We start from the raw sequence: 16,789 nt of genomic DNA, 5'->3' as shown, positions 1-16,789 counted from the left end.
ATATATGTGATGAGTGGAGGGTGCAGACATTTTCTTGGACTATATAAGTGACCAATCCAAGTCTATGTCTGTACTCTATAGGACTCAAATATCCTAATGATTTTTTACATTTTCTCCATCCGATAAAATGCGCCTTTTTTCTCTAGCAATTCTTCGTAAGAGCCACATTCCAGAACATTTCCTTTTTCAATCACAGCAATCCGGTCAGCATTGCGAATGGTAGACAGACGGTGGGCTACGATCAGTGTGGTACGTCCTTTCACAAGTTTCTGGATTGAATCCTGAATCTTCTTTTCAGAGATGCTGTCAAGCGCAGAAGTTGCCTCATCCAGAATCAGGATCTTCGGATTCCGTAAAAATGCACGGGCAATGGAGATGCGCTGCCGTTGTCCGCCGGAAAGATTTTCCCCATGTTCTGTGATCATCGTGTCCAGACCATCAGGCAGTTTCTGGACAACTTCTTCCAGGTTGGCTGCACGTATGACATTCCATAACTGTTCCTCGGAGATAGATTCAGATCCATAGGTGATATTCTCGCGGAGAGTTCCGGTGAAGAGAATGGACTGTTGTGGAACGACGGCAATCTGCTTTCGGTAGCTGTGCAGATCCAGTTCCATCAGGTCATTTCCATCAACCAATACCTGTCCGCTGTCAGCTTTCAGGAAACCGATGGCAAGATTGAGGATTGTTGTTTTTCCAGAGCCGGAACCACCGGCAAAGGCAACTGTTTCCCCCGGCTGAATCTTGAAGTTCAGATGACTTAATACCGGTTTTTCATTGCCTTTATAAGTAAAAGATACATCCTGAAATGTAATCTCACCTTTCAGATCAACTACTTTTTTCTTCCTACAGTTGTCCTCAATATCATTTGCACAAAGCACATCACCAATCGATTCAACGGATTCCAGGCCTTTCGCAATGATTGGCAGCAAAGTCACAATACTTGCAATCTGAGCGACGATGCTGGAAAAATAAGTCTGGTATAAGGTGATATCTCCGACACCGATGATTCCTTTCCATGCAATGTAGGCTGTAAATGCAAGACAGAATACCTGAAAGATCTGAAATGCAACCCAGCTGATTGAAGAAAAGTATGTCTGAATCATATCAAGCTGAAGCCCTTTTTCAGCAACTTTACGAAGCTGTTCACTCATTTTACGGGCTTCCTGATCTTCCAGAGCGTGAGCTTTAGTTACAGGAATCATTTCAACCATTTCCATTACTTTTGCAGAAGTTTCTTCCATTTCTTTACGGAAAGCACGGTTATGGTTTTTGATTTTTCCTTTAAAACCAACAATGATCAAAACAGAAACCGGTATCGTGCAGAGGAAGAAAAGAAATACGATCCGACTTTTGAAGATGACCACTCCGAAGGATACACCAATGTTCAGAATGATAGTCAAAAGAGAGATAAAAATCTGAGATGCAAGATTTTGTATCTGTTCTACATCTCGCATGATCTTCGACTGAAGCCTTCCGGACTGCATTTCCTTGTGATAGGTAATCGACAATTGCTGAAGCTTGCAGACTAGGGCTTCGCGCAGTTCTTTCTCTACTGTTCGTACCGTTTTAGCATAGAGCCAGGTATGGATGTAGTTGGTTGGTATGTTCTGTACCAGAAATGCAATCATAAGGACGGTATTCAGAATCAGAATTTTGGTAATATTCCCGTTGTGGTCTGTCACTGCATTGATAATATTAGCTGTGACGATTGGAAGAACCCAGGTTGGGGAATGCTTGATAATGAAAAAGGAAATGGAACCAACCAGCGCGCCATAGTGTCCCTTGAAAAGAGAAAGAAGCGTGCGCAGGTTATTTTTTCTGTTCCGGCTGAAGATGTGCATCATGGCAGCTTCTTCCTGCCAGAGATCCTGTTCTGAAGTTTGTTGTATGCTATTTTCTTGTGTCTCTCCCATAGTAGTCTTTAATAACCTCCTGTATCGGTTTGTTGCAGATTTCGTAGCTGTTATCTCTTGATGCAATACTTCTGGACGGAAGAACCGGGGCCCATTCCCACATGGCAAAACCATTGACCCATGAGCGCTTTGCACAGGCCTCAAACATAGCACGATACCAGTCTGGCTGTTCCTCCAGACGTAAATCTCCCTGAATTGCCCAGTTGTTAGGCACCAGTGAGGATCCTTTTCTGGACATGCATCCTGCTTCGGCGAAGAAGAATGGTTTCTTGAATTTCTGAACGACTTTTTCAATACGGTCAAGTTCCTGTTCCCACTGATCAATCGGATAATATCCGCTGGAAGAAATCATGTCGACACAGTCCCACCAGGTTACATTTTCTTCCTGATATTTATCGGTATTATAGGAAACAGGTCCGTGGTAATAGTTTCGGATCGCAGCGATTACGTTTCTCCATTCTTCACTGCGGTGTTCCGTCATTACCATCTCACATCCTGCAATAAAAAGATCACATTGTTCGGCTTCTGCAATTTTGGCATAGTGTGTCTGGAATTCTGTGTAAGAGGCAAACCAGTTTTCCCATTTCGGTTCACATGGAACATCTTTTTCAAAGAAACTGATGTAAGCACGCCAGACACCATTTTTACAATTAACGGTAGGTTTCAAGGCAACACGGATGCGCTTGCTTTTTGCATAGCGGATCATATTGATTAATTCTTCATCTGAGAATGTGGCACTGGAAGTGTAACAGATCTCTTCTGAGTGTGCGTGGTCCTGTAGCCCTACAGGAGCAAGGATTACGAAATCAGCAGCAGTGTGTTCTATCATATAATCAAAACTGTCACGGGCAGTCTGTGTAGAAAGAGAACCACGTTTGTGAAATGGGGCAAATGTAATTCCTTTAATATATCCAAATTGATTTTGAATTTTCATTTTGGTAAAAACCTCCTGTCTTTCGAATTATATAGTTTCTGAATATTTTCTGCTGGAAGTATATCATGTAGAAAAAAGACATGATATAATGAATCTATTATAAAATTGTAAAAATCTATGATGGAGATAATCTGTGAAACCTTATTTTGAATGTTTAGACAAATTAAACAAACCATATGAAGCCTTTTTATTTGATGCACAGACATCTGAGATGTTCCCAATTCTTCCACATTGGCATTATTTTGTGGAGATTCTTTACATGGTGGAGGGAAAGGCGTATGTAGAGGCAGGAGAAGAGAATTATGTATTGGAACCGGGAGATCTGATCGTATTTTATCCACAGATGGCTCATGCAATTTATTCAACAGGACAGCTTCCAATCCGTTACTATGTCCTGAAATTCGATCCTGCACATCTGAATATATCCGGTTCGGCACTTCCATCGATTTCGAGTCTGATCGCCATGGCCGCAGTGGAGCAGAAGCTATCGGTTTATTTTTCGAAAGAGAAATTTAATCAGGAAAAAATGAAGCAGCTGATTCAGGGATCAGTGAAGACGTTAGAAGAAAAGCAATTTGGTTATGACATTATTATGCATTCGAATTATTGTCTTCTTATGGCAGAAATTCTTCGTGTCTGGAAGCAGGAAGGCTTTCAGATAAAAAAAAGGAAAAAGGAAACTGTATTAAGCGAAAAATTTACAGAGGTATCTGAGTACATTTCACAGCACTACCAGGAAGATCTCTCGGTGGCGGAGCTGGCAGAAAAATTTCATATGAGTTATTCGTATTTTGCCGCAATATTCAAGGAGTACTATGGACAGACCTGCAAGGAGATGATTCTCACGGTAAGACTGCAAAAAGCGGAGGACTTATTGCAATTCACAGATTTTGACCTAACTTATATCAGCCAGGAGACAGGATTTTGTGACTGCAGCCATTTTATCAAGGCGTTTAAACAGAAGTATGGAGTGACACCGAGGAAGTATAGGATGAAGGAGAAAAGTTTTGATTTTGTATCACGGAAGTAAAGAAATTGCAGAGGGATTATTACCTTCGTTTGCACCAAGATATACCTTAATATTCATATTTTTCCTCTTTTCAAAAATGGGCAATTCCAATTGGAATTGCCCATTCATCGTACTAATCATGCAATTTTTTCTTACTTACACCGATTTCTGCATCAAATGATGTAATTTTGATGTAAATCGCTGTTTTTCATTTTTATCAAATGAAGTATGTCCCGTCTATTTGGTAAAACGGTACATCTTTACATCACGTCGACTGACGTCTCCGTGTGTTTTTCGCCTTATGTCGGTGTTCGCAAGCGCACACCGCCGCAAGGCTCAGTTTTCTCATCTTAATAGAGCTTCGCACCTGCAGGAATATGGTTGTCAACCATCAGAAGGTGAAGCTTCTCCTCGCCCTCTTCCTCATGGATAGCTGAAAGAAGCATACCGCATGAATCGATTCCCATCATCTTTCTAGGTGGAAGGTTTGTTATTGCAATAAGTGTCTTGCCGACTAACTCCTCTGGCTCATAGAATGCATGGATTCCTGAGAGGATGGTTCTGTCTGTGCCTGTGCCGTCATCCAGTGTGAACTGAAGGAGCTTCTTGCTCTTTGGCACTGCTGAACATTCCTTAACCTTTACCGCTCTGAAGTCTGATCTTGAAAATGTCTCGAAATCAACCTCATCAGCAAAAAGTGGCTCTATATCTACCTTGGAAAAATCGATCTTCTCGTTTGGTGTGAAGAATCCGTTGTTGTCACCGGCTGTCTCAGATACTGAATCAGAATCTGAACCACCCTCACTCTTCATAGTCGGGAACAGAAGAACATCTCTGATCGCCTGTGAATCTGTAAGGAGCATAACCAGTCTGTCTATACCATAACCGATACCGCCTGTTGGAGGCATACCGATCTCAAGCGCATTGAGGAAATCCTCATCTGTGTGCTCAGCCTCGTCATCTCCGGCTGCGGCATTCGCATCCTGAGCGGCAAATCTCTCACGCTGATCGATAGGATCGTTCAGCTCTGAGTAAGCGTTACACATCTCCCATGTGTTGATGAAGAGCTCGAAACGCTCAACCTTTGTAGGGTCTGAAGGCTTCTTCTTCGTAAGTGGTGAGATCTCGATCGGATGATCCATGATGAATGTAGGCTGGATCAGCTTCTCCTCACAGAACTCCTCGAAGAACAGGTTCACGATGTCGCCCTTCTTGTGGCGCTCCTCGTACTCTACGTGATGCTCGTCAGCGATCTTCTTCGCCTCAGCGTCATCAGCAACCTGGTCAAAATCAACACCTGTATATTTCTTGATAGCGTCAACCATAGTCAGACGCTCAAATGGCTTGCCAAAGTCGATCTCGATTCCGTTGTATGAGATCTTGGTGCTTCCACATACCTTCTCTGCGAGGTAACGGAACATGGACTCTGTGAGCTCCATCATACCATAGTAATCTGTGTATGCCTGGTACAGCTCCATCAGAGTGAACTCAGGGTTGTGACGTGTGTCAACACCCTCGTTACGGAATACTCGTCCGATCTCGTATACTCTCTCAAGACCGCCGACGATAAGTCTCTTCAGGTAGAGCTCAAGTGATATACGGAGCTTTACATCCTCATTGAGTGCATTGTAATGTGTCTCAAATGGTCTGGCTGCGGCACCACCGGCATTGCTGACCAGCATAGGTGTCTCAACCTCCATGAAGTCACGTCCTGCCAGGAAGTTACGGATCTCCTTTAATATCTGTGATCTCTTGATAAATACTTCCTTGCTGTCCTGGTTCATGATGAGATCCACATATCTCTGACGATATCTCATATCTGTATCTGTCAGTCCGTGGAACTTCTCAGGAAGGATCTGGAGTGACTTAGAGAGAAGTGTGATCTCCTCTGCATGTATGGATATCTCACCAGTCTTTGTTCTGAATGCATATCCCTTAACTCCATATATATCACCGATATCTGACTTCTTGAAGTCAGCGTATGACTCCTCACCGATCTGATCTCTTGCAACATACACCTGAATGTTGCCCTTAAGATCCTGAATGTTACAGAAAGAAGCCTTACCCATGACACGCTTGAACATCATACGTCCTGCGATGCTCACATTGATAGGTGAAGCATCCATGATGGCTCTTCTCTCATTGTAATCGTTGTTTAAAACTTCTCTCTTCTCTGCCTCTTCAAGGTCCTCAACTGAAGGTGTCTGTCTACCAGCCAGAAGCTCTGCCTCATGTGCTGTGTACATCTCCTTCACATCTGCACTGTGCTGCTGCACATCATACTTTGTTATGACAAATGGATCCTTGCCTGCCGCCTGAAGGTCTGCCAGCTTCTCGCGGCGCACCATCTGCAGCTTATTAAGATCCTGATCTTTTCCCTTGTTATTCTGCTCTGCCATCTTCTCTTACAGCTCCTGTCTCTTAATATCAAGTACCCTGTACTTAAACTCTCCGTCCGGTGCCTCCACCAGAACCTCTTCGCCAACCTTTGCACCCTTGAGTGCCATTCCAACAGGTGACTCATCTGAGATCTTGTTGTTCATGATATCCGCCTGTGATGAACCAACGATATCGTACTCGATCTTCTCATCGAACTCGTAGTCATATACAACTACCTTACATCCGATACCTACAACTCCTGTATCGACCTCATCTTCGTCGACTACTTCTATATTCTTGAGCATGGCCTCGAGCTGCTCGATTCTTGCCTCGATGTCTCTCTGCTCGTCCTTGGCTGCATCGTACTCTGCATTCTCTGACAGATCTCCCTGTTCTCTGGCCTCTTTGATCTTAGCTGCGATCTCTCTACGTTTATTAACCTTCAGATTCTGAAGCTCTTCCTCTATCTTCTTGAGACCTGAATAAGTAACCACATTCTTCTTCTCTGCCATTGCCGCACATACCTCCTAAATATCATAAATTATTGACTCCACAGCTCAGCATTTCCGCATACTATGGTATAAAAAAATGCGGAAGATGGGACTTGAACCCACACGGTATTGCTACCACAGGCACCTGAAGCCTGCGCGTCTGCCAATTCCGCCACTTCCGCATGTTCACAACGAACGTTAATATAATATACTGTTTGCATTGGTATGTCAACCACTTTTTTTGCATTTCCGCAAGCATTTTCCCATAAAAAAGGGAAACCATATATACCACATTTCCATGCATGTATATATGTTTTCCCGCAAATATATCTACTGCTTGTTATTACCTAACATATGCCATTACTTTTTGCTCTTGGCACTGGCGGTCTTGGAGTATGCTGACTGAGCAGCACATCCACCGTCGTTAACTGCCACTGCAGCGACCTTGTAATAGTATGTCTTGCCCTTTGCAGCCTTCTTGTCTGTAAAGCTGCATGATGATGTTGTACCGATCTTAGTGTACTTACCATTCTTCTTGGTTGCGCGATATACTACGTAGTTCTTCGCTCCTGTAACGCTACTCCACTTTACTGTGATCTTCTTGGCTCCGGTGTTAGATGCACCTGACATCTTTGGTGTACCTACAGCATGTGTATACACTGCCTTATACTGCTTTGCAGCTTCATAGTCAATGCTGCAGTTAACCCCGCTGACATTTGTCGATGGCTGTATAAAATATGTATACTCAAGCTTGGTCGTGAGCTTGCGGTCACTGAAGTTTGTTGACTTTGTCTGTCCCAGCCACTGGGTTGTGCCGAGAACAGGGTTCATTCTGTATACTGTGTAAGAATCTGCACCAGGCACCGCTGACCATGTAACTCTGACCTCGGATGTGGACTTTCTCACAGCCTTTACATTCTTAGCAAGAGGGATATAGTTGACGCTGACGGATGTCATCTCGCCCTGCTTCTTACCCTTGTATGGCACTACGTATGCAGAGTAATACTTAATACCCTTACTGCTGCTTCCTGTATTCTTGAACTTGTATGTATTTCTGGCTGCAGATTTGATCACTGCAACCTGCTCAAGCTTATTTGTGTAGTTATTTCTCGCAAATATCTTGTAGCCTGAAGCTCCCCAGACTCTGTTCCACTTGAGATTGGTGTATATCGTCAGGTTTTTCTTGTCTTTGCTTGCAGATACCGTGGATGAGACAGCCCCAAGCTCTCTCACGCTCTCTGTGTATCCGGTCTGGAGCCATTTGTATGTCACGTTCTCACAAATGACCTTTCCGCCTGAAACACTCTGGCTCTTAAGCTTGAATGAATACTCAGCGCCAGATGCAAGTCCCTTGATGGTGCATGATGTTCCCTTTGTCGCAACAGCTCTCTTATATCTGTCTCCCGATATATCGGATCTCATATACCAGACTTCATACATATTTGCTCCGGCTGCCTTATCCCATGTGAGCTTTACTGAGCTCTTTGTGTTCTGAACCGCTGTGAGCTCTGTGGTACCCATGAGTATCTTTACGCCGCGGACCTCACTTGCAGTTCCCTTTGAAACCGCTCTGGTAGAGGCATCATAATACTTTGGAACTACCTTGTAGTAGTATGTCTTTCCAGCCTTAACTGTTGTATCTGTATACTCCGGTGTGTATATCGTCTTTATCTTCTTAAAGCCCTTTGTCTTTGAAGTTGAACGGTACAGATCGAACTGGTTAGCAGCGCCGTAATCGCATACCGTTATATCAGCACCCTTTGCGCCTCTATCGACTGAAAGCTCCGCTGTTCCAAGCCTGCAGTCCACCTTTGCAACGGCTGATGTCTCTACAACCCTGGATGTCTTATTGTATGAGTCAGTTCCGGTTACTATCTTCGCCATATAGTAATAGGTATTACCTACTTTTACATTATCATCATAATACCTCACTTCAGAAGCTCCATACATGTAACCGACGCCTGACAAAATCTTCGTAAAGCCTCCTGATGGCTTTGTGGATCTGTACACCTCATACCAGATATCATTCTGTACGTAGCTGTCAAATGGGAACGACACAGATACTCCACCTAATTCTCTATATCCGGTATCTCCCGTAGAATATGATACGTATTCTGAAGGCTTCCTGCTGCGGCTGAACTTAGGTGCTTCAAAATATATCTTTCCCGACTCCTGCGACACCGTCTGTCCATTGTCATCACTGACTACCAGCTTAAACTGATATGTCGCACCGGCAACTCCTCTGAATTCCGTATCCACATGCCAGCTTCCGTCATAGTCACTGCCTGTCCACGAGTCATACCATGCTCCATTTACATAGAGAACAGCCTCTGTTCCATATCCCAAAGCGCTTATATGTACAGAACCGCTGCTTACGGTATCCTGACCTCCTACACTAAAATATGTTATGGATGCTTCTTCAGCAAACGCCACCTCAGCCTGAGCGGACTGTACATCTGCACTGCCGTCTGCTGCCATTGCTGGCAATGCCTCACCAAACACCATGGTTGAAGCAAGCGCCACGCATAAAGCTTTCTTTATCAATCTATTCTTCATAGTTTACCCCTTTTCATCTATTTGCGGATCCTTATTCCCTTTGCATGTGATGCAACTGACTTGACTGTCTTTCCTCCATCATTAACTGTTGAAGCCACAACCTTGTAGTAATAGGTCGTTCCCTTCTTGAGCTTCTTGTTCATGTATGAAAGCTTTGTAGCTCCAGTCTTGCCGACCAGCTTGTATGTTCCATTCTTGCGGGTTGAACGATATACATAGTATCTGGTTGCATTTGTAACCTTCTTCCATGTTACAGTCGCTGTACCCTTGGAACCGTTTACAACCTTTGTTATGGCCGGTGATGTAAGCTTATGTGTATAGTCACTGCTATACAAATCATATCCGCTGCTGAATCCAAAGTCTGTGCCTACAACAACAGAGTATGTATACTTCATTCCGTCTGTCACGTTCACATCCGTGAAGTTAGTTGCCTTTGTCGATCCTATGTACTGGCGTACACCGAGCTCTGTAGTTCTGTATACATAGTATTCCTTTGCCCCGCTTACAGCAGACCATGTTATCTTGGTCGATGTTGTGCTCTTCTTTACAGCCTTAACACGCTTTGCACTTGGCATCTCTGAATTCCACAGAGTGTTATCCTCGCCTCTTGCCTTTCCCTTATATGGTCTCACATATATCTGAGAGTATTTGCGCTCCTTGCCCTTGGCACTTGTGTTTGTAAATGTATATGATGTCTTTTTTCCCGATTTTATCTTCTTGATGGTCTCTATCTTGCCTGTACTGCTGTTGAGGCCTGATATAACATATCCTGATGCGCCCCAGTCTCTGTACCATGTGAGAGAATATCTTACAGACAGGACATCCTTCCTGCCGTTCAGTGATGAAGATACAGCTCCCGCAGTCAGATCCTGGACTCTCTTGGTGTAACCCATGGTCCTCTCAGATGTATCTGTCGTCTCATATCTCACGGCAGCTCCTGATTTCTTGACTGTCCTTATCATCACCTTGTATGTTCCGTTCGGATCAAGCTTTGTAAGGGTGCATGAGTTTTTCTTGGTGACCACCATACGCTTGTATGCATCACCGGTTATATCGGTTCTCTTTGCCCATACCTCGTATGATACGTCTGCGGTATTGTCCGCAGCCCATGTACACTTCAGTGATCTGTTGCCTGTCTGTATAAGGCTAGGTGCACCTGCTGCATTCATGATAAACTTTACGCCGACAACACCAGATGTCTTTCCTGTTGTTATCTTTCGTGTCTGTGAGTCGTAATACTTTGGCACTACCTTGTAGTAGTATACCGTTCCACTCTTGACCGCTGTGTCCGTGAAATCAGCAGAATATATAGTCTTTATCTTTCTGTAGCCCTTGCTCTTGTTTGTTGAGCGGTACACATCGTACTGATTTGCAAAATTGCTGGTCATCCACAGGAATACTCCCGGCTTACTTATCTTTTCTGATACATTCATGCTTGAAGCATAGAGCTGATCCACCTCTGGAATGCCCACCTTTACTGAAGCTGTCTTACTTGTAGCTATGACCTTGCTCGTCTTCACATACTGATCTGAACCGCTCACGATCCTGAATCTGTAATAATATGTAGTTCCGGTCTTCGCAGTGCTGTCAAGATATGCAAGTCTTGACGTGTAAGATTCACTTCCCGTTGCAATCGTGGTAAATGGCCCACCTGACTTGGTCGCTCTCTGAACCTCATACTTGACCTCATCTGAATGCCTGCTATCAAGATATACGCTGACAGACACATAGCCTGGTTTTGCATAGCCAGTGCTTCCGACTGTATATCCTACACTAACACTAGGATCACCATCAAAGCTCACCTTGTCAGTTTTGACCGGTGAAACCTTCTGTACAGTCACCTCTCCATTTGAATCGTAGGCTCTAACCTCTGCGTTGTAGGTGGAATCAAGCAACGCCGGGATCTCACAGTTAATACTAAAGGACTGCTGGTCCTCTCCGTTGTACTGTTCCCCGCACTTTACTCCATTGACCCAGACCTCAACTCTGTAAGCCCGGCCGCTTGCATTGATCGTTATGGTCCTTGAGTTCTTATAAGCTCCCGCATACCATATGCTGACATTGGCTGCCGCCACATCAGCCTGTTCCTCCGCCGCCACTGTGGCAGCAGTTCTTCCGTCTGCCGCATTTTCCACACTGGCTGCCATAGCCGTGCCCGCCTCACCGAGCATCATGGCTGAAGCCAGAGCAATGCACAGACATTTTCTCGCAATGTTCTTTCTCATAATATCCCCTTTCCTTTTCTATCTTTAAAATAAAGACATGTTCTCTTTTATTTTAAATTCCCGGAGCCCCTTAGTCAATGTGGATAAACCACAGATTCATTTGTCTATAGACGACAATAGAGACCGGGCATAAAACCTCGGTCTCTATCAGCTTATCCATATTCAAATATATCGCGTGCAGCTTACTCCTCTGTGGCTGCCTCAGATGCATCTGTTGCAGTTGCCTCCACCTGAACTGATCTGTTCATGAGATAGTCAAGCACGTTCTCCTCTGTGGCATAGAACATCAGGTCTGACTCTGAGTAATACTTGTCCACGTCTGAGTCATTCTCCAGATTGTTCTTGTCCATAACCTTCTGTCTGTACGCCTTTATGTCTGCGTTATCGGCGATGAGGTCATTGTCCATTGCTATGCATGACACAACGATCTTCTCCTTCATGACGTTCTCAACTGTGGTGTGAAGGTACTCAAGGAATGATGCCTCGTCCTCATATCCATAGAAATACTTCATATATGCCTCGAAGTCGATTCCGTAGTTGTCTGCGGCACTTCTCACATTTGACACCATGGACTGAACGTAGGAAGCTACCTCATCCTCAGGATACTTGTCAAATGTAACCTTCTCCTCAACAGCCTTGAGAACAGAAGTTCTGTCTGTCTCGTCCGCGGAATCGTCCTTGTCCTTCTGAACATCTTCCTTCAGATGTGCTGTGTAGTCATCGGTTGTTGTGTACTCACCATCAGTAGCCTTCTTGACCAGTGCGTCTGTGTACTCAGGCACCGTGGTAACTGATATATAATTGATCGTAACCTTGTACTCTGCTGTAAGTCCGGCAACTGTTGTGTCGCTGTAATCATCAGGATATGTCACTGTGATCGTCTTGACATCACCCGGCTTACTTCCTATGAGCTGATCGTCACTGCCATCACCAAGAGTGTTATTTCCCATGGTCAGTGTGTAATCTGTCTTGCTGTCCTTCTCTGTTCCTGAGACAGTCTCAACATAGTCCACATTGATCTTGTCGCCATCTGCCACTGTGCTGGTCTTATCCTCTGTAGTCTCAGAATTGTCACTGCAAAAACTGCTTATCGCACTGTTTACATCGTCCTCGGACACCTCTCTCGATGCCGGAACATATTCGATATCAGTGTATGCCGCCTTGTCTATGGTCGCACACTTTGAAAACTTCTTAAACTGGCTCTTTGTGTCATTGCTGCCACAGCCTGTCATCAGGCCTGCGCACATGACTGCCACCATTCCTGCTGCAAATATCTTCTTTGCTCTCATATCTTTCTCCGTACCCCTTTACTTACTCTTCAGCCTGCTCTGCGTCAGCCGCCTCTGTTGACTCTGTGGTCTCTGCAGCCTCAGTTGTTGCTCCAGTTGTCGCCTTTGCATTGTCCATAAGGAAGTTCATGACCTTCTCTGCCAGAGCGTTATACTTTATCTCAACGTCTGTAAGATTCTGTCTGAGCGTAGACTCATCAACACTGTTCTTCGTTGCATAATCAGCTATATACTTATCAGCCTCGTCATCTGTGACACTGATATTCTCCTTCTTGGCAATGGCACATACGACCATTCTCTCCTTCTGTGATTCCTCACAAACCTGCTGTACATACTGTTCAAATGCAGCGCTGTCATCATATCCATAGTAATAGTAGATATATGTGTCATACTCTATTCCGTTTGTCTCTGCCTGAGTCTTTATGGATGTTATGATCTTGTCAGCATTCGCCTGAACATCATCTGCTGATATGTTCTCTATTGTACTGTTGTTTATAACGGCAACCATGACCTCATTCTGAGCACTTGCAAGAGCTGAATCCTCCTTGTCCTGCTTGAGCTGCTCACGTACAGATGCCTCATACTCAGCAGTTGTCTTATATGAAGTATTGTTTGCAACCAGCTCATCATTGTATGTAGCCGGTTTATCTATCTTTATATAGTTAAGTGTCGTCTCGAACTTGGCCGCCTTGCCATTTAACTCATCCTTGCCATAATTCTCAGGAAAGGTTACATTCACGGTAAATGTCTCTCCCGGCTTATGTCCAACTATCTGATCCTCAAAGTTATCTATGAATGAACCAGAACCAAGGACGAGATCATATCCGCTGCCATTGGTATTGCCTCCATCGAACTCCTCACCATCTACAGTTCCGACAAAGTCAATATTTACTGTATCTCCGTTCTTCGCCTCGCTGGTTGTGTCCTTATCAAATGTAGCAAGTCCGTTCACAAATGAATCAACCTTGGCCTGAACCTCATCATCCGTGACATCAGTGCCCTTCTCCTCATACTCCATGCCCTTGTATTCACCGAGTGTGACATCTGCCGCATACTGATCCACCATATCCTCTATAGAAGCAAATTCTTCTGATGAATTGTCAGCACTCTCTGTAGCATCAGAAGATGTTGCCTTACTCGCTGTATTATCCAGCTTTCCACTCGTACCATTACTGTCGCCACAGCCTGTCATAAATGACATGGACAGAGCGAGTGCAAGAACAACTGCACATCCCTTATTAAATTTTCGCATAATCATACCTCTTTTACTTTTTATTAGAAGTGTAACCATCTTCATGATAAACTTCAACGAGTAAACTTATACCATATTTTCCTGTAAAAATAAAGCAATTTGAAATAATTCATAGAATTCTCACAAATGATTTCACATTCCTATAACAGGCAGTTTTACATCTGTTTTTGTGATGTATTTTGTCTGTCCCACATTATTCAAAGGCAAATCCACAATATGTTGTGTCTACATATTTTTTATTTTTCTATATTTTGTACTTTTTGCAAATAACCTGTAGACAAACAAAATTGGGAATGATATAATCGACCATGTTGAGACATCAGTGTGAGATTTGCGACGAGGCACCTTATTTGTCGCTAATTTTTTTGCGGCTTTTTCAGTCGGCATACCATATATTGATGTCTCCTGTATGGTAGTATACAATATTTAGGGGGCGTACTTTTTTTAACGCCCATTCACATCACACACAGGGAGAATGGGAAATGCAAGTTATCAAGAGAGACGGTCGTGCTGTTTCTTACGACCGAAGCAAGATCATATTGGCTATCCAGAAGGCTAACTCGGAGGTTGAGCCTTGTGAGAAGATCTCTGACGAGAAGATCGAGGAGATCGTCGGAAGCATCGAAGCCAAGAACCGAAAGAGAATGCTCGTTGAAGATATCCAGGATATCATCGAGCAGGGGCTTATGGCCGACGGCAAGTTTGTCCTTGCCAAGACCTACATTATATACAGATACAGCCGCGAGCTCATCAGAAAGGCAAATACGACTGATGATTCTATCCTCAGTCTTATCCAGAACAGGAATAAGGATGTCATGGAGGAGAATTCCAACAAGAATGCCACCGTCGCATCCACACAACGTGATCTTATCGCAGGAGAGGTATCAAAGGATCTTACCAAGAGAATGCTCCTCCCTGAGAAGATCTCCAAGGCTCATGAGGAGGGCGCCATCCACTTCCACGACGCAGATTATTTCCTCCAGCCTATATTCAACTGCTGCCTTATCAACATTGGGGATATGCTTGACAACGGCACAGTCATGAACGGCAAGCTCATAGAGAGCCCTAAGAGCTTCCAGGTGGCATGTACCATCGTGACTCAGATCATCGCATCTGTCGCATCCAGCCAGTACGGCGGCCAGTCAGTCGATGTCCGTCACCTTGGAAAGTACCTCAGAAAGAGCTACAACAAATATAAAAAGAGATACACCGAAGAGTTCGGCGACAAGATAGACCCTGACACACTTGAGAAGCTCATCACAGAGAGACTCAAGGACGAGCTGAAGTCAGGAGTCCAGACTATCCAGTATCAGATAAATACTCTGATGACCACCAACGGCCAGTCTCCATTTGTCACTCTCTTCCTCAACCTCAGAGAGGACGACGAGTACATCAAGGAGAACGCCATGATCATCGAGGAGATCCTCAGACAGAGACTTGAGGGAATCAAGAACGAGGCAGGCGTGTATGTTACACCTGCATTCCCTAAGCTCATATATGTCCTTGACGAGCACAACTGCCTCAAGGGCGGTGAGTACGACTATATCACAGAGCTCGCCATCAAGTGTTCTGCCAAGAGAATGTACCCTGATTACATATCAGCCAAGAAGATGCGTGAGAACTACGAGGGAAATGTATTCTCATGCATGGGATGCCGTTCATTCCTCTCCCCATGGAAGGATGAGAACGGAGAATATAAATGGGAAGGCCGTTTCAACCAGGGAGTTGTCAGTCTTAATCTTCCACAGATAGCTATACTTGCAAAGGGAGACGATGACAAGTTCTGGAGTCTTCTGGATGAAAGACTGCAGCTCTGCTACGACGCACTCATGTGCCGCCACAGAGCCCTCGAGGGTGTAACCTCTGACGTCAGCCCAGTCCACTGGCAGTACGGTGCCATCGCCAGACTTAAGAAGGGCGAGGTCATCGATCCACTGCTCCACAACGGTTACTCAACCATATCACTGGGATACATCGGTGTATATGAGACCACCAAGCTCATGCGTGGTGTGAGCCACACAGATCCTGTGGGCGAGGAATTTGCACTGAAGCTTATGCACAAGCTCCGCGCAGCCTGCGACAAATGGAAGGCAGATACGGGACTTGGCTTCGGACTCTACGGAACTCCGGCCGAGAGCCTTTGCTACAGATTTGCACGTATCGACAAAGAGCGTTTCGGAACCATAAAGGATGTCACAGACAAGGGCTACTACACCAACTCTTACCACGTTGATGTCCGCGAGAAGATCGATGCATTCAGCAAGTTCAGATTTGAGAGCCAGTTCCAGACCATATCATCAGGTGGTGCCATCTCATATGTTGAGATACCAAACATGCGCAACAACCTGGATGCTCTGGCAGAGGTCGTAAGATATATATACGACAACATACAGTATGCTGAGTTCAACACCAAGTCTGACTACTGTCATGTATGTGGATACGATGGTGAGATCCTCATCAACGATGACGGCGAATGGGAATGTCCGCAGTGTGGCAACAAGGATCACAACAAGATGAATGTTACCAGAAGAACCTGCGGTTATCTGGGCGAGAACTTCTGGAACGTGGGCAAGACCAAAGAGATAAAGGCAAGAGTGCTTCATCTATAGTCTTTTATAGAAAAACACTTGATATATTCAGGCAACTGATATAAAATAACAGTATGCATTAATAATTTCAATTGTATGGTCTGCATGTCGTAGAGGGCAACGCAGGCCATACTTTTGTTTTAAGATAAA

The 16,789-nt window shown here is 44.5% G+C and carries 10 protein-coding genes and 1 tRNA gene; 2 read left to right on the top strand and 9 right to left on the bottom strand.

What is annotated here, in order from left to right; translation table 11 throughout:
* Window positions 1-104 precede the first annotated feature (104 nt).
* Both OCV54_RS05865 and OCV54_RS05860 read right to left on the bottom strand, forming a co-directional pair.
* A complete protein-coding gene (locus OCV54_RS05865; RefSeq protein WP_055223071.1) occupies window positions 105-1,916 on the bottom strand; it encodes an ABC transporter ATP-binding protein in 1,812 nt (603 codons plus the stop codon).
* Window positions 1,894-2,850: a glycoside hydrolase family 113 gene (locus tag OCV54_RS05860; protein ID WP_055223069.1), complete on the bottom strand. Its 957-nt coding sequence runs from the start codon at window positions 2,848-2,850 to the stop codon at window positions 1,894-1,896. Before OCV54_RS05860 ends, OCV54_RS05865 begins: the two co-directional genes overlap by 23 nt.
* 133 nt (window positions 2,851-2,983) lie before the next feature.
* Between OCV54_RS05860 and OCV54_RS05855 the strand changes: the two genes are divergently transcribed.
* Complete coding sequence (locus tag OCV54_RS05855; RefSeq protein ID WP_055223067.1) at window positions 2,984-3,880, top strand: AraC family transcriptional regulator; 897 nt, start codon at window positions 2,984-2,986, stop codon at window positions 3,878-3,880.
* Between the two features lie 329 nt (window positions 3,881-4,209).
* Here the strand turns inward: OCV54_RS05855 and lysS are convergent, their stop codons facing one another.
* From lysS to tig, 7 genes are all read right to left on the bottom strand, one after another.
* Entirely contained in the window at window positions 4,210-6,258 is a 2,049-nt protein-coding gene (gene lysS, locus OCV54_RS05850) for a lysine--tRNA ligase (RefSeq protein ID WP_055146672.1), read from the bottom strand.
* Between the two features lie 6 nt (window positions 6,259-6,264).
* A complete protein-coding gene (greA, locus tag OCV54_RS05845; protein WP_015533707.1) occupies window positions 6,265-6,750 on the bottom strand; it encodes a transcription elongation factor GreA in 486 nt (161 codons plus the stop codon).
* 77 nt (window positions 6,751-6,827) lie between these two features.
* Window positions 6,828-6,911 (bottom strand) — tRNA-Leu (locus tag OCV54_RS05840).
* A 178-nt stretch (window positions 6,912-7,089) separates the two neighbouring features.
* Complete coding sequence (locus OCV54_RS05835) at window positions 7,090-9,285, bottom strand: fibronectin type III domain-containing protein (RefSeq protein WP_022217281.1); 2,196 nt, start codon at window positions 9,283-9,285, stop codon at window positions 7,090-7,092.
* A gap of 17 nt (window positions 9,286-9,302) precedes the next feature.
* Window positions 9,303-11,510, bottom strand: coding sequence for a fibronectin type III domain-containing protein (locus tag OCV54_RS05830; protein ID WP_055223065.1), 2,208 nt, complete (start codon window positions 11,508-11,510; stop codon window positions 9,303-9,305).
* Window positions 11,511-11,692: 182 nt separating this feature from the next.
* Entirely contained in the window at window positions 11,693-12,799 is a 1,107-nt protein-coding gene (locus tag OCV54_RS05825; RefSeq protein ID WP_055223063.1) for an FKBP-type peptidyl-prolyl cis-trans isomerase, read from the bottom strand.
* A gap of 22 nt (window positions 12,800-12,821) precedes the next feature.
* Window positions 12,822-14,051 carry a trigger factor gene (gene tig / locus OCV54_RS05820; RefSeq protein ID WP_015533703.1) on the bottom strand — a complete coding sequence of 410 codons (1,230 nt, stop codon included), beginning with the start codon at window positions 14,049-14,051 and terminating at the stop codon, window positions 12,822-12,824.
* A gap of 482 nt (window positions 14,052-14,533) precedes the next feature.
* Between tig and nrdD the strand changes: the two genes are divergently transcribed.
* Complete coding sequence (gene nrdD, locus OCV54_RS05815) at window positions 14,534-16,660, top strand: anaerobic ribonucleoside-triphosphate reductase (protein WP_055146687.1); 2,127 nt, start codon at window positions 14,534-14,536, stop codon at window positions 16,658-16,660.
* Window positions 16,661-16,789 lie beyond the last annotated feature (129 nt).

Source organism: Coprococcus aceti, from assembly GCF_025567285.1.
GTDB lineage: Bacteria > Bacillota > Clostridia > Lachnospirales > Lachnospiraceae > Coprococcus > Coprococcus aceti.
Note: the sequence above shows the minus strand (reverse complement) of the source record. Positions and strands in the feature narration are given on the sequence as shown.